The organism is Halegenticoccus soli (assembly GCF_002844195.1).
GTDB lineage: Archaea > Halobacteriota > Halobacteria > Halobacteriales > Haloferacaceae > Halegenticoccus > Halegenticoccus soli.
This window is the reverse complement of sequence record NZ_PEND01000004.1, coordinates 31,646-48,169: the sequence shown is the minus strand read 5'-3', so window position 1 is coordinate 48,169 and position 16,524 is coordinate 31,646. Positions and strand designations below refer to the sequence as shown.

Genomic DNA, 16,524 nt, shown 5'->3' with positions numbered 1-16,524 from the left:
GACCGCTATCGGGTCACGATCGCTCTCACGGGGCAGTACGATCCCCACGGGCGCGCGCCTTCGCGGCCCACGCGGCCGACGTTCGAGCCAGGCGGCGCGGTGGACGGCCCCAACCTCGCCGACGTTCCGGCGACCGCGCGGAAGCGCCTCGTCGACGCCAACGGCGGCCCGGACGCGATCGCCCGGCGCGCCGTCGACGGATCGCTCCGTCGGACCTCGATAATCGTGTACGGGACGCGCCCCGACCGGCTCTCGACGTGGGCGTACCGCGACGTCTCGGCGCTCCGGGAGCGCGTTCGAAACGTCTCGGTCGTCGCCTCCGGAGGGGCGATTGCGACCGGCAGAGCGAATCCGCCCGCCCGGCTCGCCGCCGAGCTCCGCGAGCGTCGGGCGGCGCTGATCGATCCGCCGGCGCCGCGGACAGGGCGCGCGTCGCGGCGCGGGCGGCGTACCTGGACCGCGTGATCGGAGCGCTGGACGCGCGGGCGGAGCGGACCTCGCGGACGAACGGGCGGTTCGAGCGCGCCCTCGGCGACGCCGGCGTCGGAGCCGGCGATCGACTGCGGGCCGTCCTCGCCGCGCGCGAGAACGCGACGCGACCGACTCGCGCCGAACTCGGAACCGACGGGCCGAGCGACCCGTTTCCGGTCGTTCCGGACGGATCTCCGGGGTATCTCACGCTCTCGACCGTGGAGGGCGACCGCGTCGACGCCCTTCCCGACGGCGGATCGCACCGGCCGCTGACGGCGCGCAACGTGAACGTCTTCACCGCCCCCTACGACGACGCGGCGGACGGCGTCGTGAACGCGCTCCTCGGCCGCGACGATCGAGTCGCGCTGCGGACGGCGGGCCGGGCGCTCGTCGCCGCGAACCGAACGCTGGCCGCGACGGGGAACGAAACCCTTCGAGGGCGGCGGGATCGTCTCGACGAGTCGGTCGGACGGGCGCTCGCCGTCGTCCGCCGGTAGTCGCGGGGCGTCCTCCGGCGCGAAACCGCGCTGTCGGCGCGGGAGCGCCGAGCGGTCGTGACCGCGGCCGTGCGGCGGTGGGACGGGAGGGGCCGCCGCGCGATCGCCGCGTCGAACGGGTCCCTCGCGCGCGCGATCGCGGCAGAGGCGCGCGCGAGCGGGGATCTCTCGCGCCGGCGGGCTGACAGGCTCGGCGTGCTGCTCCGGGTCGAACTCGGACGGGCGGTGCGGAGCGACGCCGCCCGCGTCGCGGAGCGACCGACGAACCGCACGGCGGCGACGACCCGCGAACTGGGTCGACGAGCGGTGAAACGACTCGTCTCGCGCGGGCTGGAAAACGCGACCGAGCGGGCGAAAACGCGGTGGATCGGCGACGCGCTCGGAGCGGCCCCCGCGGGCCTGCCGGTCGCGCCCGTCCCCGGGTACTGGTATGCGACAGTCAACGTCTGGACGGTCACGGTCCGCGGCGAGTACCACCGCTTCGCCGTCCGGGCGCGAACCGGCGCACCCGACGGCGGCGGGGCGACCGTCCGGTACGTCCGCGACGGGGCGGCGGTCGCGCTCGACGTCGACGGGGACGGCGACGACGAACGCCTCGGGCGGAACGAGCGCGTGTCGTTCGAGACGGGGACGATCGTCGTCGTGGCGGTTCCGCCGGGCGGCACCGGCGTCGGCGACGTCGACGGGAACGCCGACGAGCGGTCGGCCGGGTGGCCCTCCCCCGGATGTGAAGACCGCGGCGACGCGGCGTGCCGACGGGAGTGACAACCGTTTTGCCCGCGGGCCGTCCACGGTCGGGTATGCTCTACGACGCAGCCGAGCGCCCCGGATCGCTGACGGCGGCCGAACTGCGCGAGGCGTACGAGGCCGAGCTCCGGTCGGTCGTCGACGAGGTCGGCGTCGACGCCGTCGCCGCGGAGTCGGAACTCGACCGCGAAACCGTCGAGGCGGTCGCTGCGGGCGAACCGGTCGAGCTCACCCTCGAAGAGGCCGCCGCGGTCCTCGCCACGTCCGAGGAGTATCCCGACGCCCGGAGCATCGTCCTCGAGGTCCGCGACCACCTCCTGATGGGAATGACGACCGGGGTCCTCGACGTGGACACGATCGCCTCGGACATCGACGCCGACCTGACCGGCCAGGAGGTACAGCAGGCGATCGAGGGGCGAATCCCGATGACGCTCGACGAACTCGCGGCGATCCACCGGTACGTCGCCGAGCGGAACGACCGCTGAGCCCATGCGAGTTGTCGTTCTCGGCTGCGGCTACGTCGGGCTCGAGCTCGGGCGGCAGCTCTCGGCGGCCGGCCACGACGTGACGGGCGTCCGACGGTCCGAGGAGGGGCTTCGGGCCGTCGAGGCCGCGGGGTTCGAGGCCGTTCGGGCGGACGTGACCGAGGCGGAGTCGCTCGCGGCGGTTCCGGACGCCGACTGGCTCGTGTTCGCCGCGAGCTCCGGCGGCCGGGACGCCGAGGCGGCCCGGCGGGTGTTCGTCGAGGGGGTTCGGACGGCCCTCGACGAGTTCGCCGCGCGCGAATCAGCGCCCGATCGATTCGTCTACACGTCGAGCACGGGCGTCTACGGCGATCACGGCGGCGACTGGGTCGACGAGTCGACGCCGGTCGAGCCGACGACGGAGAAGACCCGCGTGCTCGCGGAGGCCGAGCGCGTCGCCCGCGAGTACGCGGCCAACCGCGGCGTCGACGGGACCGTGGCGCGCTTCGCCGGCCTCTACGGGCCCGGCCGCTACCGGCTGGAACGGTACCTGGAGGGGCCCGTCACCGAGGGGTACCTGAACATGATTCACCGCGACGACGCGGCGGGCGCGGTGGCGCACTTCCTGACCGAGGACCGCGCGCGGGACGAGGTCGTTCTCGTCGTCGACGACGAACCGGCGTCGAAGTGGGCGTTCGCCGACTGGCTGGCCGACCGGTGCGGCGTCGAGCGGCCGCCGAAGCGGACGAAGGAGGAACGGCTGGCCGCGGGTGAGCTCTCGGAGGCCGCCCGGCGACGGATTCTGACGAGCAAGCGGTGTTCGAACGCCCGCCTCCGGGAGTTAGGCTACGCGTTACGCTACCCGACCTACCGCGAGGGCTACCAGGACGCCGTTGTCGCGTACCGCGAGCGACGTTCCGCGTGACCGCGGAGAGCGGGTAACTCGGCGTTTATCGTTCCACCGGACCGATATCAGGGGGGAACATTCTTCAAGGTCGAAACAGTCAGGGGGAACATGCGCCGCTGGCCCGCCGAAGCCGGGATCACCGGCCAGATAGAGCCGTTTGCAGGGATCGACCCGCAGCTAGCGGCGGTGCTCGTGGTGGGCGCGCTCACGCTCCTTCTCGGCGCCTACGCGCTGCTTCGGTTCCAGCGGCCGATGGGGGCGCGCTTCAAGGAGGTGCTGGCCGACCGCGACGAGATCGCGGTGTTGATGCACCCCAACCCCGATCCGGACGCGATGGCCGCGGCCATCGGCGTGTCCTGCCTGGCAAACCAGGTCGGGACCGCTGCGACGATCGCGTACGCCGGTCAGATCCGCCACCAGGAGAACCGCGCGTTCAGGACCGTGCTCGACCTCGACTTCGAGAGGATCGACCACGTCTCCCAGCTCGATTCGGCGGACGTCGTCCTCGTCGACCACAACGTCCCGCGGGGGTTCGCGGGGGCCGGCGGGGTGCTCCCCTTCGCCGTCGTCGATCACCACCCCGGAGACGGCGCGGGCGAGGAGTTCACCGACGTCCGAACCGACTACGGCTCCTGTTCGAGCATCGTCGCCGGGTACTTCCGCGACATCGGCGCGAAACCGGTGCCGCCGGACCAGCACGCGAGCGAGATCGACGCCGACTACACGATCCCGTCGACCGTCTCGACGGGCCTCCTGTACGGCATCCTCGCCGACACGAAACACCTCACGTCCGGCTGCGCCGCCGCCGACTTCGAGGCGAGCGCCTACCTCTCGCCCGGCGTCGACGAGGACATCCTCGACCGCATCGCGAACCCCCAGGTGAGCGCGGAGGTGCTCGAAATCAAGGCCAGAGCCATCGCCGGCAGGCAGATCCGGGGTTCGTTCGCCGTGAGCGACGTGGGGCAACTCTCCAACGTGGACGCCATCCCGCAGGCGGCCGACGAACTCATCCAGCTCGAAGGAGTCACGGCGGTCGTCGTCTGCGGCGAACGCGAGGGCACGGTGTACCTCTCGGGGCGGTCCCGCGACGACCGCGTCCACATGGGGCGGACGCTGGAGGCCGCCCTGAACGGGGTCGAAAACGCCAGCGCCGGCGGGCACGCCCGGATGGGCGGCGGGCAGATACGGCGGCCGGAGGCGCTCCCGAACGGCGGCGAGGACGCCGGCGGAGTGCAGGACCAGCGGGGGATCACGCGGACCGACCTCGTCGATCGGCTCTTCAAGTCGATGGCGGGCGACATCTGATAGGGAGTCTCGGAGGAGTGCAGCGATCCTCGGCGAAGAACCGAGAGACATCACCCAGGGACGGGCTTCGAAACCGCCGGCCGGCTCCGACACTCCCTATGAGCGACCCCGTCTCCTTTTGATCGGCCCCGCCGTAGCTCGGGCATGGCAACCCACAGCGGGACGTGGGGGTATCGGAACCGGTTCGGCGATCGATTCGGCCGCACCTACTTCCGGCGGTTCGGTCCGGGCGTCGTCTCCAGCGTCGGCGTCGGCACGTACCTCGGCGAGCCGACCGACGGGGCCGACGAGCGCTACCGCGACGCGCTCGTCGCCGCGCTGAACAACGGAATCAACGTCGTCGACACCGCGATCAACTACCGCTGCCAGCGGAGCGAGCGCGTCGTCGGCCGGGCGCTGCGCGACTCCGACCCCGACCGGGAGTCGGTCGTAGTGGCGACGAAGGGTGGCTTTCTCCCCTTCGACGGGAGCCCCCCCGACGATCCGAGCGCTTATATCCGGGAGGCGTTCGTCGAGACGGGGCTCGTCGACCCCGCAGACCTCGCCCGCGGGAGCCACTGCATCGCCCCCGACTTCCTCGACGCGATGCTCGACCGGTCGCTCGACAACCTCGGCGTCGAGACGGTCGACCTCTACTACGTCCACAACCCCGAGACGCAGCTCGCCGCGCGGAGCAGAGAGGAGGTGTACGAGCGGCTCGAAGCCGCGTTCGCCGCGCTGGAAGAGCGCGTCGCGGAGGGCGACGTCGGCGGCTACGGCGTCGCCACGTGGGAGGCGTTCCGCGTCCCGCCGGAGCACCCGAGCTACCTGTCGCTACCCGAGGTCGTAGAGCGCGCCCGGCGGGCCGCGGAGGCGGCGGGAAACGAGGAGGTCGGCCTGCGAGCCGTGCAGCTCCCGTTCAACGTCGCCATGGCGGACGCGTTCACCGTCGCGGCCCACCCGACCGACGAGGGGCCGGCGAGCGCGCTCGAATACGCCCACGAGGCGGGACTCTCCGTGTTTGCGAGCGCCAGCATCGCCCAGGGCGACCTCGCCGCGTCGCTCCCCGAGGAGATCGCGGCTGAGCTCCGGGGCGACACGGCGGCACAGCGGGCGATCAATTTCGCCCGGAGCGCCCCCGGCGTGACGTGCGCGCTCGTCGGGATGAGCCGGCGGGAGCACGTGGACGAGAACGTCGCCGCGGGGACGTTCGACCCGCTCGGCGCGAAGGCGTTCGACGCGGTGTTCGAGTGAGCGGACGGCCCCGGAGGCGGTCAGAGCTCCTTCCACGCGGCCCCGCACTCGGGGCAGGTCCGGACCGCGTAGATCTCGTCCGGGTCGCTGCGCTTCTTCAGCGACTCGTCGCAGTCTGAACAGGTCAGCCGCTCGTACGTGTCCTTGTACAGGTCGCCCTCCCGGAGCCCCTTACGGGTCGATCGCATACCCGTCGTTCGACGCGACAGGTCAAAAATCAGGAGGGTCGAAAGAATCGGAAAGGGGGCGCCGATTCCGGAACGCTTGACCCGCCGCGCGCGAAAGGAGCGCCGTGTCACGCGGACGGCTGTTCGGCTCGCTCTGCTCTCTGGTCCTGCTCGTCAACCTCGCCCGGGTCGTGTTCGCGCCGCTCCTGAAGGAACTGATGGTGGAGTTCAGCATCAACGAGGCGACGGCGGGCCTGCTCGCCACCGTGGTCTGGGTCGGCAGCGCGCTCCCGCGCGTCCCGGCGGGCTGGCTGCTGACGAAGGTTCCGCGCCACCGGGTCGTTCTCGGGACGGGCGTCGTGCTCTCCGGGTCGGCGCTTTTCACCGCGGCCGCGACGTCCGTCGTCACGCTCGCCCTCGGCGCGTTCCTGATGGGGCTGGCGACGGGCGTCTACTTCGTCGCGGCCAACCCCCTCCTGAGCGAACTCTACCCCGAGCGCGTCGGCTGGGTGATGGGCGTCCACGGCACCGCAGCGCAGGTCGCCGCGGTGATCGCCGCGCCGTTCGTCACGCTCACGCTCGTCTACGACTGGCGGCTGACGTTCGCCCTCATCGGCGTCACGGCCGCGCTCGTCACCGTCGCGCTGTACCGGACCGCCCGACGGGCCGCCCTGCCGAGCGCGAGCGCCGGCGGCCGCGATCTGTTCGGGGCGGCCGCCTCCGAGTGGCGGCTCATCGCCTTCGGCGTCGCGGTCCTCGGACTCGTCGGCTTCGTCTGGCAGGGCCTCTTCACGTTCTACGAGCTGTACATGATCGACAAGGGGCTCTCCGACGCGGCCGCGAAGAACATGCTGACCGTCGTCTTCGCGGCCGGCGTGCCCGCGTTCTACCTCAGCGGCCGACTCGCCGACCGGCTGCCGTCCGTCCCGTACCTCCTCGGCACCCTCCTCACGTTCGTCGGCGGCGTGTTCCTGCTGACGGCGACCGACGGTCTGCTCCCCCTCTTCGTCGTCACGGCCGCCGTCGGCTACCTCGTCCACAGCCTCTTTCCGGCGGTCGACGCGTTCCTGCTCGCCGCGTTCCCCGACGAGAACCGCGCCGGCGCGTACGCCGTCTACAGCGGCGGGATGATGCTGGCGCAGGCGGCGGGGTCGACCGCCGTCGGCTCCCTCGTCGCGCGGGGGGTGGCGTACGACGCGATCTTCGCCGGGATGGCGGGCGTTCTCGGCGTCGTCGGCGTCGCGCTGTGCGGTCTCGGGCGCGCCGGACGGCTCCCGGCGTGAGGGTGAGCCGATCAGCCGACGGCGCGAAATCGAGCCGGACCGTTCTGACGCAACCGGCTCGTTTTTACCAGGCGAGTCCTGAGGTGCCGATGATGGAGTACGTCCAGGAGCGGGTCGCGACGCTGCACGACCTCGGCGACCCGCATCCCGCCGCGCCGACCGACGACGCCGCCGTCGTCGTGCCGATGACGGAGCGGGAGTACGGGGCGCTCGCGGCGGAGCACGCGCTCTCCGAACTGGAGCGCGTCGACCCGGAGCGGGTGATCGTCCCCCTGCGCGCGCCGCCGGACCGCGTCCGGTCGTTCCGCGACTGGCTCGCCGGGTACGACCTGCCGGTCGAGGTGCTCTGGTGCGACGGTCCGCGGGTGGAGTCGCTCCTCGACGCCCACGGCCTCGACGGCGGGCGAGGAAAGGGCCGCGACGTGTGGCTGGCGCTCGGCCGGGCGCTCGACTCGGAGTTCGTCGTCGTCCACGACGCGGACGCCCGAAGCTACACCCGTTCGTACGTGCCGCGGCTGCTGTTCCCGCTCCTCGAGGGGTACGCCTTCTCGAAGGGGTACTACGCGCGGGTCGAGAGCGGCCGCCTCTACGGTCGCCTCTTCCGGCTCTTCTACGCGCCGCTCGTCCGGGCGCTGCGGGACGAGTGCGACGCCCCGGTACTCGACTACCTCGCGTCGTTCCGCTACGCCCTGGCCGGCGAGTTCGCCGCGACGAGCGCGCTCGCGGAGCGCCTCCGCGTCCAGCGGTCGTGGGGGCTGGAAGTCGGCACGCTCGGCGACGCGTTCGCCGCCGCGGGGTTCGAGCGGAGCGCGCAGGTCGACCTCGGCAGGTACGAGCACGACCACCGCGCGGTGGGCGGCCCGACCGGACTGTCCGACATGAGCCGGGCGGTCGGGGACGCCGTCCTGCGGGCGGCGGCGGACCACGGCGTCGAGCCCGACTACGCGACGCTGCCCGACCGGTACCGGGAGACGGCCCTGGAGTTCGTCGAACGCTACGCGCTGGACGCGGCGTTCAACGGCCTCGACTTCGACCGCGCGGGCGAGCGCGAACAGGTCGAGCGGTACGCCGAGTCGATCGTCGAGCCGTCGGCGGATCGCCGCCTCCCGGCGTGGAAGGACGCGCCGGTTACGTCCGCGGAGGTGCACGAGGCGGCCGTGAAGGATCTCGAGGGGGTCGGGTAGATGGGCGGAGGCGAACCGACCGGCGCGAGCCCCGCCGCGTGGGACGAGCTCGCGGGCGTCGTCGACCTGTTCGGCGCGCTGACGCGGGATGAGCTGCGGCGGGCGCTGGACGAACTCGCGTTCAAGCGGGGGACGGACGCGGACCCGGAGGCGCTGGCCGCGGCGATCGAAGACGCCGTCGACGCGTACTACCTCGTCGAGTACGAGCGGACTCGGGCGTCGGAGGGCGACGACGGACGCGAGTGCGGCGGGACGGGCGAACGCGACGAAGCGGACGGACACGACGGAGCGGACGAACGCGGCGAGCGAGGCGACTCCGAGGACGAACCGCTGTTGACGCCCGGACCGGTCGCGTTCCCGACGCTCCCGGAGAACGCCGAGGACCTCCCGCACATCATGGACGTGGAGCCCCGGCGGATCGACCGGGAGGCGCTCGGGCGGCAGGTCGGCGAGCGCCTCCTGGCCGACGCGGCGCGCGCCGCCGCCGCGGGCGACGACGAGCGGATGGACCGCCTGCTGGACGTGAGCTACGACCTGGAGGCGTGGGCGCCGGTGGACGTCGGCTCGGCGCGGGAGCGGCTGAACGACGCGCTCGGGCGCGACGGATCGGGCGAGAAACCAGAGGGTCTGGAAGAGCTGAGCGACCGGAAAGGGAGCTGAAAGAGCTGCGCGACCGAAAAAGCTGAGCGCTAGAAATGCCGAGGGGTGGGCGACCGATCGAGGCACTGTTCAGAGACGGACGTTACCGCCGTCAGTTCCGTGGAGTCGCTCAGCCGTCGTCCTGGTGGATTGAAAGGGCAAGGGCGGGTCGACTCCCGCGGCTCGCTGCGCGCGGTCGCTCCCGGCGGTCGCTCACGTGCTTGCGTCGCCGGGGTTCGCCGACCCGTCCGAAGGCTTTCTGGTGGTCCCTGATGGAATTCGTCGGGGTGACTGCTTAGCCGAACACTATCACCGACCGAAGCCCGGCAAGATAAGAGCGTAGAACGAGAGGGAAGGATATGGATCTCTCGGGGGTGAGGCGCCACGCGCCGAAGGCGGTCGAGGACGCCGGACGCCGGGCAGCGGTCATCGCGCCCGTGCTGGAGCGGGGCGGGGAGCCGCACGTGCTGTTCACGAAGCGCGCGGACCACCTCGGCGAACACGCGGGCCAGATGAGCTTCCCCGGCGGCGGCCGCGAGCCGAGCGATTCCGATCTCGAAGCGACCGCGCTCCGCGAGGCGCGGGAGGAGATCGGACTGCGACCGGACGAGGCGGAGATCGTCGGCCGACTGGACGACATCCGAACCGTGACGGACTACTCCGTGCGGCCGTTCGTCGCGCGCGTCCCCGACCGCGAGTACACCCCCGACGAGCGGGAGGTGGCCGAGATCGCGGTGCTGTCGGTCGCGGACCTGACCGACCGACGGAACTACGAGTCGGAGCGCCGGGACCACCCGCACTACGGCGACATCCGCCTGCACTTCTTCCGCGTCGACGGCTACACCGTCTGGGGCGCGACGGCCCGGATGCTCGTCCAGCTGCTCGAACTGACGACGGACTGGCGGATGCCGCCCGAGGTGGATCGGGTGGTCGACCCCGACGCCGACCTGCCGCGGTGAGGCGGCGGGCGGCGGCCTACGGCGAACCACCGCTGGCGACCGCGGCGAACCGCCGCCGCGCGCCCGCGACGAAGCGGCAATCGCCGATCGGCGCTCGGATCGGAGTATTGGGCGCAACGACAACCTTATTTTGCGGACGGCGGTACGGGAGATCACATGGTCGCACAGACGATGGATCGCGTTCCGCGACGGTGAACAGGATCTTCTCGACAGTGATACCGAACGAGGTGACGGCCGATGCTGACCGGTGAGCGCGCGCTGGCGAAGACGGGGCTGGACGCGGCCGCGTTGAAGCCCGCGGAGTGCGACGTGCGGCGGGCGCTCGACCTGCCGCTCGGGTCGGTCGCCATCGACTACGAGGGGCACGAACGCCTCCCCGACGCCGAGACGCTCCGCGAGCTCGCCGGGGAGATAGACGTCCGGCTCACGACGCCCGTCCGCGCCGACGGGTTCGACCCCCTCGGGGACGACTCGCTCTACGACTGGGTGCCCGAGGGCGTCGGCCAGGTGCTCGTCGCGGGTCACCCCGCGTACCTCACGGACGGGGAGCGCTCGCGCGCCATCGCGCCGCGCCTCGGCGCGGCCAGAGAGCGGGTCCCCGACGCGTGGGTCGGCACGGAGGGCGTCGAGCGGGTCGCGCTCGCGGCGGGCGGGACGCAGTACGAGCTGCTCTCGCGCACGACCGAGCGCGGCTTCCGCGCGCTCCGGGCCGCCGGCTTCGACGGCGAGCTCGCGGTGTACGCCCCCACGGTGCTGACGGACGACGAGGACGCGGTGCTCGACGCGGTGGGCGCCTACGTCTCGCGCCGCCGACCGGTCGCGCGCGCGCTGCCCGACGGCGCGGCGGCGGACTCGTCCGCGACCGGTCGCGCCCGCGAGGTGCTCCTCTCTGCGGCCCGCGACTACGCGCTCGTCGGCGCGCCGGCCGAAGTGGGCGACCGCGTCAGGGCGCTCAAGGAAGCCGGCGCAGACGTCGTCGTCGGGTACCCCGCCCGGGGCGTCGAAGAGTTCCTCGGCTAGCGCGGGCGGTCCGAACGAACTACCGCGCCGGCCACAGCTAAGTTCTCGGCGTTCGACCGGCGGGTATGAGCCGAAACCTGCTAGCCGAACGCACGACAACGAGCGCGAAGGAGCGATTCGACGGCGGGAGCACCGTCGCGGTGCTCCCGGTCGGCGCGGTCGAGCAGCACGGGCCGGCGCTCCCGCTCGGAACGGACTTCATGACGGCCGAGGCGGCGGCGCGCAACGTCGACCGCGACGAAGCCGTCGTCCTGCCGACGATCCCCGTCGGCGTGAGCGATCACCACCGGCAGTTCGACGGGACGCTCTGGGCGGAGCCGGAGACCTTCGAATCCTACGTGGCCGACGTGCTCGCGAGCGTCGCGAGCCACGGCGTCTCGAAGGCCGTCGTCGTGAACGGTCACGGCGGGAACGTCGAGTCGCTCCGCCGGGTCGCCCGCCGCCTCCGCGCGGCGGGGACGGCGTTCGTCGCCCCGTGGAGCTGGTGGGGCGCGCTCTCGGACCTCGCGGAGGAGCTGTTCGGCGTCGAGGGCATCGGCCACGCTGACGCCATGGAGACGAGTATGATGTACGCGGTGAACCCGCAACTGGTCCGCGAGGACGCCCTCCCGGACGCCGAGGCGGGCGCGAGCCCCGTCTGGGGGAAGCGGGTCCACGGCGCGGAGGTCGGCTTCGACACGGCCGACTTCAGCGAGAGCGGCGCGACCGGGACGCCGACCGACGGGTCCCCGGAGGCGGGTCGTCGGCTGTTCGACCGGGCGAGCGAGGAACTGGACGCGCTCGTCGGCTGGCTCGCCGACCAGCGGTTCGAGGATCTGCTGCCGAGAGACCACCGATGACGGACCGCGTCGCGGTCGTCGGCGCCGGAGCCGTCGGCGTCACCGCCGCTCACGACCTCGCCGCCGCGGGGGCCGACGTGACGGTGTACGACCGGGGCGAGCCCGGAAGCGGCAGTTCCGGGCGGGCCGCCGGCGTCCTCTACGACGCCTACGCCGGGGACGTCGACGCGGCGATCGGCGCGCGGGCGCTCGAACGCTTCCGCGAGCTGTCCGGCGAGGGGGACTTCGAGTTCGTCGAGTGCCCGTACGTGTTCCTGGCCCGCGAGGGCGACGCGAAGCGGGCCGCCGCGATCGAAGAGAGCGCAGAGCGGATGCGGCGCCGCGGCCGGGACGTCTCGCCGCTGTCGCCGGCCGAACTCGGCGAGCGGTTCCCGACCCTGACCGGCGGCGCGGAGGCGGCGGCGGTCGCGGAGAACGCCGGCTGGACCGACCCGGGGAACTACGTCTCGATGATGGCCGACCGGGCGGCCGCCGCGGGCGCGAGGTTCGAGACGGGCGCGGCGGCGGACGTGCTGCTCGATCCGCCGGGAGTCGCCGCCGGAGGGGAGAGAGAGCGGTTCGACGCGGTGCTCGTCGCGGCCGGCGCGCACACCAAGCGGGTCCTCGCGGACGCCGGGGTCGCGGTCCCGCTGAAGCCGTACCGCGTGCAGGCGCTCACCGGCGGCGCGCGGTACGACGGCCCGATGTGCTACGACGCCACGGCGGGGATCTACTTCCGGCCGCACCCGACGGGTCTGCTGGCCGGTGACGGGACGGAGCCGGTCGAGGCCGATCCGGACGCGTGGGACCGCACCGCGGACGGCTGGTTCGTCGAGGCCATCCGATCGGGGCTGCGCGAGCGGGCGGGCTACGATCTCCGCGTCGAGCGGGCCTGGGCCGGACTCTGCACCGCGACGCCGGACGGAAATCCGCTCCTCGGCGAACTCGGATCCGAGGGAGCGCCTCCGGGGGCGGAGCGGGGCGTCTTCGTCGCCGCCGGCTGGCAGGGGCACGGCTTCATGCGAGCGCCGGCGATCGGAGAAGCCGTCGCGGCGGCGATGCTCGGCGAGGAGGGAGCGTTGCCGACGGCGTTCGATCCGAACCGGTTCGACGGCTCGGAGGAGTTCGAGATCGCGGAAGGGATGGTGATCGACTAGGCGATTCGATCCGGTTCGGCCCTTCGTTCGTCGGTTACTCCTCGCCGGATTCGTCGCCTTCGGAGGCTTCGGAGGCTTCGGAGATATCGGAGACGTCGGCTTCGCCTTCCTCGCCCGCCTCCTCCTCCTCCTCGACAGCGACGGTTCGTCCGCGGTCGTCCTTCGGGATCCGGACGCGGAGCACCCCGTTCTTCGTCAGCGTCGCGTTCGGCTCGCCCGCCTCGACCGAGGCGTCGTCGGGGAGCTCCGCCGCGCCGTCGAGCGAGAGGCCGCGGCCGGGAAAGCGCATCTCGAACCCCTCGTAGAAGTCGCGAAAGCGGTCGATTCGGACCTGCACCTCGTTGTCGACGAATCTGACCTGCACGTCCTCCCGCGTCGCGCCGGGGGCGTCGAAAACGACGAGGTAGGCGTCGTCGCTCTCGAGCACGTCGTGCGGGAGCGGCTTTCGCTCCTGGACCTTGCTCATCCCGCGTCCGACGCGTTCGAGCACCGCGCTGGCCGTCGATCGGCCCAGCTCGCGGAGCCCGTTCATACCCGAATTTCCTCCAGCGTCTCGGTCTCGCGGCAGTACGGACAGGCGAAGTCTTCGACCCCGACGTCGTCCGGCATGTCGTACGTGTAGTGCAGTTCGAACATGTCGAGCTCGCAGTCGGGATTCGCACACTTGACTTCGAGCGTGGCCGGCATACCCGGAGCTAGTTCGCCCACCCTGATAAGTGACGCGGGGGCGGGGAGCCAGGGCCGCGGGGACCGCGATCCGAACTGCGGCAGTCCGTTCCGCGGTCGCGTCCGCGTGGCGAGAACCGCGGCGTCGGGGCGCGGAACCGTACCGTCGAGACGCGGAGCGACGCTGTCGAAGCGCGGAACCGCACCGTTTTACCGCTCGGCCGACAAGCGGGGCGTATGACCGATCCGGCCGACTTCGGCGGCGGAGGCGGTGGCGACGGCAGAGGCGGTGCGGGCGGCGGTGCGCCGCCGCACCCCGCCGACGTGTCCGTCACGCTCGTCGACGGGTACGTCGACGAGCCGGCGCACTTCGGCGTGCCGCCGTACGTCTCGACGTACCCGCGCTTCACGGCCGGGGCGCTAGTCGACGCCGGCGTTCCGGAGGGGAACGTCACCTACCACACGATCGACGAGCTCCGCGAGGACCGCCGGAAGTGGCGCGACGTGGCCGACGCCGACCTGCTGATCTACCTCGGCGGGATGACCGTGCCCGGAAAGTACGTCGGCGGGACGCCCGCCGAACCGGACGAGGTGCGCGAGCTCGCCTGGACCGCCGAGGGAACGTCCCTCATGGGCGGGCCGATCCGCTTCGGCGTCGGCGAGGAGAACGCGGGCGGAACGGACACGGAGCGCCGCGACCTCGACTTCGACTTCGTGGCGAAGGGCGACGTCGAGGCCGCCGCGCACGACCTCGTCGAGAACGGCCTGGAGGGGTTCGGCGACCGCGTCCGCGACAACGAGGAGCTGGACCGCTGGGCCGCGAAAGGCGCGTTCGTGATCGAACAGCACCCGAACCACCCCGACTACCTCATCTGCGAGCTGGAGACCTCCCGCGGCTGCGCCTACCGCTGTTCGTTCTGCACCGAGCCGCTGTACGGCAACCCGGCGTTCCGCGCGGTCGAGTCCGTCGTGAAGGAGGTCGAGCGGCTCTACGAGCGCGGCGCGCGCCACTTCCGACTCGGCAGGCAGGCGGACATCCTCGCGTTCGGCGGCGACGGCGAGTCACCGAACCCCGACGCGCTCCGGCGGCTCTACGGCGGCATCCGGGAGGTGGCGCCCGACCTCGGGACGCTCCACCTCGACAACATGAACCCGATCACGATCGCCCGGTGGCCCGAGGAGAGCCGCGAGTGCATCCGGATCATCGCCGAGCACAACACGGCCGGCGACACGGCGGCGTTCGGGCTCGAATCGGCCGATCCCGTCGTGCAGGAGGAGAACAACCTCAACGTGAGCGCCGACGAGTGCTTCGAGGCCGTGAGGATCGTGAACGAGGAGGCCGGGTGGCGACCGGGGGAGGATCCGTCCGCCGCGCCGACGCACGGCGAGTCGGCGGCGAATCGCCTGCCGAAGCTCCTGCCGGGTATCAACCTCCTGCACGGCCTGAAGGGCGAGCGCGAGGAGACGTTCGAGCGCAACAAGCGCTTCCTGCGGCGGGTCTACGACGAGGGACTGATGCTCCGGCGGATCAACATCCGGCAGGTGATGGCGTTCGCCGGGACGGAGATGTCCGACACGGGCGCGCAGATAGCGAAGGACCACAAGAAGCTGTTCAAGAGGTACAAGCGGGAGGTGCGCGAGGAGATCGACCGACCGATGCTGGAGCGCGTCGCGCCGCCGGGCACGGTGCTGCCGGACGTCCACCTCGAATACCACAGGGACGGCCGGACGTTCGGCCGCCAGCTCGGGACCTACCCGCTGCTGGTGGCGATTCCCGGCGAGCGCGAACTCGGGACGACGGTGGACGTCGCCGTCGTCGACCACGGCTACCGCTCCGTGACGGGCGTTCCGTACCCCCTCGACCTCAACCGCGCGACGATGGACGAGCTCACGGCGATTCCGGGCCTCGGCAAGCGGCGCGCGGGCGACATCATCGTCAACCGTCCGTACGAGTCCCCCGAGGAGATCGGGAGCGGAGTCGACCTCTCGAAGTTCGCGGTCGCACGGAGCGCGGAGAGCGCGGACTGAGCCGATGCGAACCCGCATAGACCGCGTTTCGGTCCCCGTGGCAACCCGCGCGCCGACCGGGCGGACGAACGCGTACCTCGTCGGCGAGACGGACGCGCTGCTCGTCGACCCGCCTGCCCGGACGGACGAGCTGGACGAGGCGGTCGCCGATCGGGAGGTGGCGCACGTGGCGGTCACCCACACCCACCCGGACCACGTGGGTGCGGTCGCCGACTACGCCGCGGAGACGGGCGCGACGGTGTGGGCGCGCCGGGGCAGGGAGGATCGGTTCGAGGCCGCGACGGGCGTCCGGCCGGACCGGACGTTCGGCGAGGGGACGGAGATCGCGGTGGGGGACGGACGCGTCGAGGTGCTCGACGCTCCCGGACACGCGCCGGACCACGTCGCGTTCGCGGTCGGCGGGGACGTCCTCTGCGGCGATCTCGCCGTCGCCGAGGGGAGCGTCGTCGTCGGGGCGCCGGAGGGGGACGTTCGCGCGTACCTGACGGCGCTTCGGCGGCTTCACGCCCGAGATCCGTCGCGGCTGCTGCCGGGGCACGGGCCCGTCATCGACGACCCGCGGGCGACGCTCGTACGATTGATCCGGCACCGTCTGGATCGGGAGCGGCGGGTGCTGGCGGCGGTTCGGGAGGGCGCGTCGGACCCGGACGCGATCCTCGACGCGGCGTACGACAAGGATCTCGGCGGGGTTCGGGACCTCGCGCGCGCGACGGTCGTCGCGCACGTCGAGAAGCTGGCCCACGAGGGAAAGGTGGCGTTGGACGGAGCGGGGTCCGGCTGGGGGACGCCGGGAGACGGGGCGACGGTCCGACCCCGCTGAGGCGTCTTCGCCGCGAGTCCTTGCCGTGAATCCTCGCCGTGAATCCTCACCGCGACGTTCGTCGCCGTCGAAAGGGGACGAACGGCGGCTGAAAGACGGAGAGAAACGTCCGCCGGATCGGCTCGGGAGGGGATGCCCGTCCGTCCGGCGCGCGCTGTC

18 protein-coding genes and 1 pseudogene are annotated in these 16,524 nt (G+C 72.3%); 16 read left to right on the top strand and 3 right to left on the bottom strand.

The window, feature by feature from the left end:
- Nucleotides 1-9 precede the first annotated feature (9 nt).
- The 7 genes and pseudogenes from CNO20_RS11390 to CNO20_RS11360 all read left to right on the top strand — a co-directional run.
- Nucleotides 10-465: pseudogene (locus tag CNO20_RS11390) on the top strand (DUF7286 family protein); the annotation flags it as partial.
- Nucleotides 462-968, top strand: a complete 507-nt coding sequence (locus tag CNO20_RS11385) for a DUF7286 family protein (protein WP_101296254.1) — start codon at nt 462-464, stop codon at nt 966-968. The pseudogene CNO20_RS11390 and the gene CNO20_RS11385, both read left to right, overlap by 4 nt.
- A gap of 57 nt (nt 969-1,025) precedes the next feature.
- Nucleotides 1,026-1,733 carry a DUF7286 family protein gene (locus CNO20_RS11380; protein WP_101296253.1) on the top strand — a complete coding sequence of 236 codons (708 nt, stop codon included), beginning with the start codon at nt 1,026-1,028 and terminating at the stop codon, nt 1,731-1,733.
- 35 nt (nt 1,734-1,768) lie between these two features.
- On the top strand, nt 1,769-2,200 hold the full coding sequence (locus CNO20_RS11375; protein ID WP_101296252.1) for a DUF5791 family protein: 432 nt from the start codon (nt 1,769-1,771) through the stop codon (nt 2,198-2,200).
- Between the two features lie 4 nt (nt 2,201-2,204).
- On the top strand, nt 2,205-3,104 hold the full coding sequence (locus CNO20_RS11370) for an SDR family oxidoreductase (protein ID WP_101296251.1): 900 nt from the start codon (nt 2,205-2,207) through the stop codon (nt 3,102-3,104).
- Nucleotides 3,105-3,194: 90 nt separating this feature from the next.
- Nucleotides 3,195-4,391: a DHH family phosphoesterase gene (locus CNO20_RS11365; RefSeq protein ID WP_101296250.1), complete on the top strand. Its 1,197-nt coding sequence runs from the start codon at nt 3,195-3,197 to the stop codon at nt 4,389-4,391.
- 144 nt (nt 4,392-4,535) lie between these two features.
- The gene (locus CNO20_RS11360) at nt 4,536-5,624 is read left to right on the top strand and encodes an aldo/keto reductase (protein WP_101296249.1); all 1,089 of its coding nucleotides are present in this window, start codon (nt 4,536-4,538) and stop codon (nt 5,622-5,624) included.
- Between the two features lie 20 nt (nt 5,625-5,644).
- On the opposite strand, the gene CNO20_RS23380 is transcribed toward CNO20_RS11360, so the two are convergent.
- Entirely contained in the window at nt 5,645-5,812 is a 168-nt protein-coding gene (locus CNO20_RS23380; RefSeq protein ID WP_199174832.1) for an HVO_0758 family zinc finger protein, read from the bottom strand.
- Between the two features lie 104 nt (nt 5,813-5,916).
- Between CNO20_RS23380 and CNO20_RS11355 the strand changes: the two genes are divergently transcribed.
- From CNO20_RS11355 to CNO20_RS11325, 7 genes are all read left to right on the top strand, one after another.
- Entirely contained in the window at nt 5,917-7,074 is a 1,158-nt protein-coding gene (locus tag CNO20_RS11355; protein ID WP_394337263.1) for an MFS transporter, read from the top strand.
- Nucleotides 7,075-7,166: 92 nt separating this feature from the next.
- Entirely contained in the window at nt 7,167-8,258 is a 1,092-nt protein-coding gene (locus CNO20_RS11350) for a glycosyltransferase family protein (RefSeq protein WP_101296724.1), read from the top strand.
- Nucleotides 8,259-8,918, top strand: coding sequence for a DUF7109 family protein (locus CNO20_RS11345; RefSeq protein WP_101296248.1), 660 nt, complete (start codon nt 8,259-8,261; stop codon nt 8,916-8,918). It begins immediately after the preceding gene.
- A 338-nt stretch (nt 8,919-9,256) separates the two neighbouring features.
- On the top strand, nt 9,257-9,856 hold the full coding sequence (locus CNO20_RS11340) for an NUDIX hydrolase (RefSeq protein WP_101296247.1): 600 nt from the start codon (nt 9,257-9,259) through the stop codon (nt 9,854-9,856).
- Nucleotides 9,857-10,093: 237 nt separating this feature from the next.
- Nucleotides 10,094-10,876 carry a DUF7388 family protein gene (locus tag CNO20_RS11335; RefSeq protein WP_101296246.1) on the top strand — a complete coding sequence of 261 codons (783 nt, stop codon included), beginning with the start codon at nt 10,094-10,096 and terminating at the stop codon, nt 10,874-10,876.
- A 65-nt stretch (nt 10,877-10,941) separates the two neighbouring features.
- Nucleotides 10,942-11,715, top strand: a complete 774-nt coding sequence (locus tag CNO20_RS11330; RefSeq protein ID WP_101296245.1) for a creatininase family protein — start codon at nt 10,942-10,944, stop codon at nt 11,713-11,715.
- Nucleotides 11,712-12,851, top strand: coding sequence for an NAD(P)/FAD-dependent oxidoreductase (locus CNO20_RS11325; RefSeq protein WP_101296244.1), 1,140 nt, complete (start codon nt 11,712-11,714; stop codon nt 12,849-12,851). Before CNO20_RS11330 ends, CNO20_RS11325 begins: the two co-directional genes overlap by 4 nt.
- Before the next feature lie 34 nt (nt 12,852-12,885).
- On the opposite strand, the gene CNO20_RS11320 is transcribed toward CNO20_RS11325, so the two are convergent.
- Nucleotides 12,886-13,383 (bottom strand): Hsp20/alpha crystallin family protein, encoded by a 498-nt coding sequence (locus CNO20_RS11320; protein ID WP_101296243.1) that lies wholly within the window; start codon nt 13,381-13,383, stop codon nt 12,886-12,888.
- A complete protein-coding gene (locus tag CNO20_RS23375; RefSeq protein WP_199174831.1) occupies nt 13,380-13,538 on the bottom strand; it encodes a DUF7559 family protein in 159 nt (52 codons plus the stop codon). Before CNO20_RS23375 ends, CNO20_RS11320 begins: the two co-directional genes overlap by 4 nt.
- Before the next feature lie 216 nt (nt 13,539-13,754).
- Between CNO20_RS23375 and CNO20_RS11315 the strand changes: the two genes are divergently transcribed.
- Together CNO20_RS11315 and CNO20_RS11310 are read left to right on the top strand one after the other, a co-directional pair.
- The gene (locus tag CNO20_RS11315) at nt 13,755-15,545 is read left to right on the top strand and encodes a radical SAM protein (protein WP_101296242.1); all 1,791 of its coding nucleotides are present in this window, start codon (nt 13,755-13,757) and stop codon (nt 15,543-15,545) included.
- 4 nt (nt 15,546-15,549) lie between these two features.
- On the top strand, nt 15,550-16,365 hold the full coding sequence (locus CNO20_RS11310; protein ID WP_101296241.1) for an MBL fold metallo-hydrolase: 816 nt from the start codon (nt 15,550-15,552) through the stop codon (nt 16,363-16,365).
- Nucleotides 16,366-16,524: the final 159 nt, after the last annotated feature.

Excerpts from the sequence above, each read along its gene's own strand:
- CNO20_RS11375 (WP_101296252.1), top strand. The coding sequence starts at position 1,769 with ATGCTCTACGACGCAGCCGAGCGCCCCGGATCGCTGACGGCGGCCGAA.
- CNO20_RS11370 (WP_101296251.1), top strand. The coding sequence starts at position 2,205 with ATGCGAGTTGTCGTTCTCGGCTGCGGCTACGTCGGGCTCGAGCTCGGG.
- CNO20_RS11365 (WP_101296250.1), top strand. The coding sequence starts at position 3,195 with ATGCGCCGCTGGCCCGCCGAAGCCGGGATCACCGGCCAGATAGAGCCG.
- CNO20_RS11360 (WP_101296249.1), top strand. The coding sequence starts at position 4,536 with ATGGCAACCCACAGCGGGACGTGGGGGTATCGGAACCGGTTCGGCGAT.
- CNO20_RS23380 (WP_199174832.1), bottom strand. The coding sequence starts at position 5,812 with ATGCGATCGACCCGTAAGGGGCTCCGGGAGGGCGACCTGTACAAGGAC.
- CNO20_RS11350 (WP_101296724.1), top strand. The coding sequence starts at position 7,167 with ATGGAGTACGTCCAGGAGCGGGTCGCGACGCTGCACGACCTCGGCGAC.
- CNO20_RS11345 (WP_101296248.1), top strand. The coding sequence starts at position 8,259 with ATGGGCGGAGGCGAACCGACCGGCGCGAGCCCCGCCGCGTGGGACGAG.
- CNO20_RS11340 (WP_101296247.1), top strand. The coding sequence starts at position 9,257 with ATGGATCTCTCGGGGGTGAGGCGCCACGCGCCGAAGGCGGTCGAGGAC.
- CNO20_RS11335 (WP_101296246.1), top strand. The coding sequence starts at position 10,094 with ATGCTGACCGGTGAGCGCGCGCTGGCGAAGACGGGGCTGGACGCGGCC.
- CNO20_RS11330 (WP_101296245.1), top strand. The coding sequence starts at position 10,942 with ATGAGCCGAAACCTGCTAGCCGAACGCACGACAACGAGCGCGAAGGAG.
- CNO20_RS11325 (WP_101296244.1), top strand. The coding sequence starts at position 11,712 with ATGACGGACCGCGTCGCGGTCGTCGGCGCCGGAGCCGTCGGCGTCACC.
- CNO20_RS11320 (WP_101296243.1), bottom strand. The coding sequence starts at position 13,383 with ATGAACGGGCTCCGCGAGCTGGGCCGATCGACGGCCAGCGCGGTGCTC.
- CNO20_RS23375 (WP_199174831.1), bottom strand. The coding sequence starts at position 13,538 with ATGCCGGCCACGCTCGAAGTCAAGTGTGCGAATCCCGACTGCGAGCTC.
- CNO20_RS11315 (WP_101296242.1), top strand. The coding sequence starts at position 13,755 with ATGACCGATCCGGCCGACTTCGGCGGCGGAGGCGGTGGCGACGGCAGA.
- CNO20_RS11310 (WP_101296241.1), top strand. The coding sequence starts at position 15,550 with ATGCGAACCCGCATAGACCGCGTTTCGGTCCCCGTGGCAACCCGCGCG.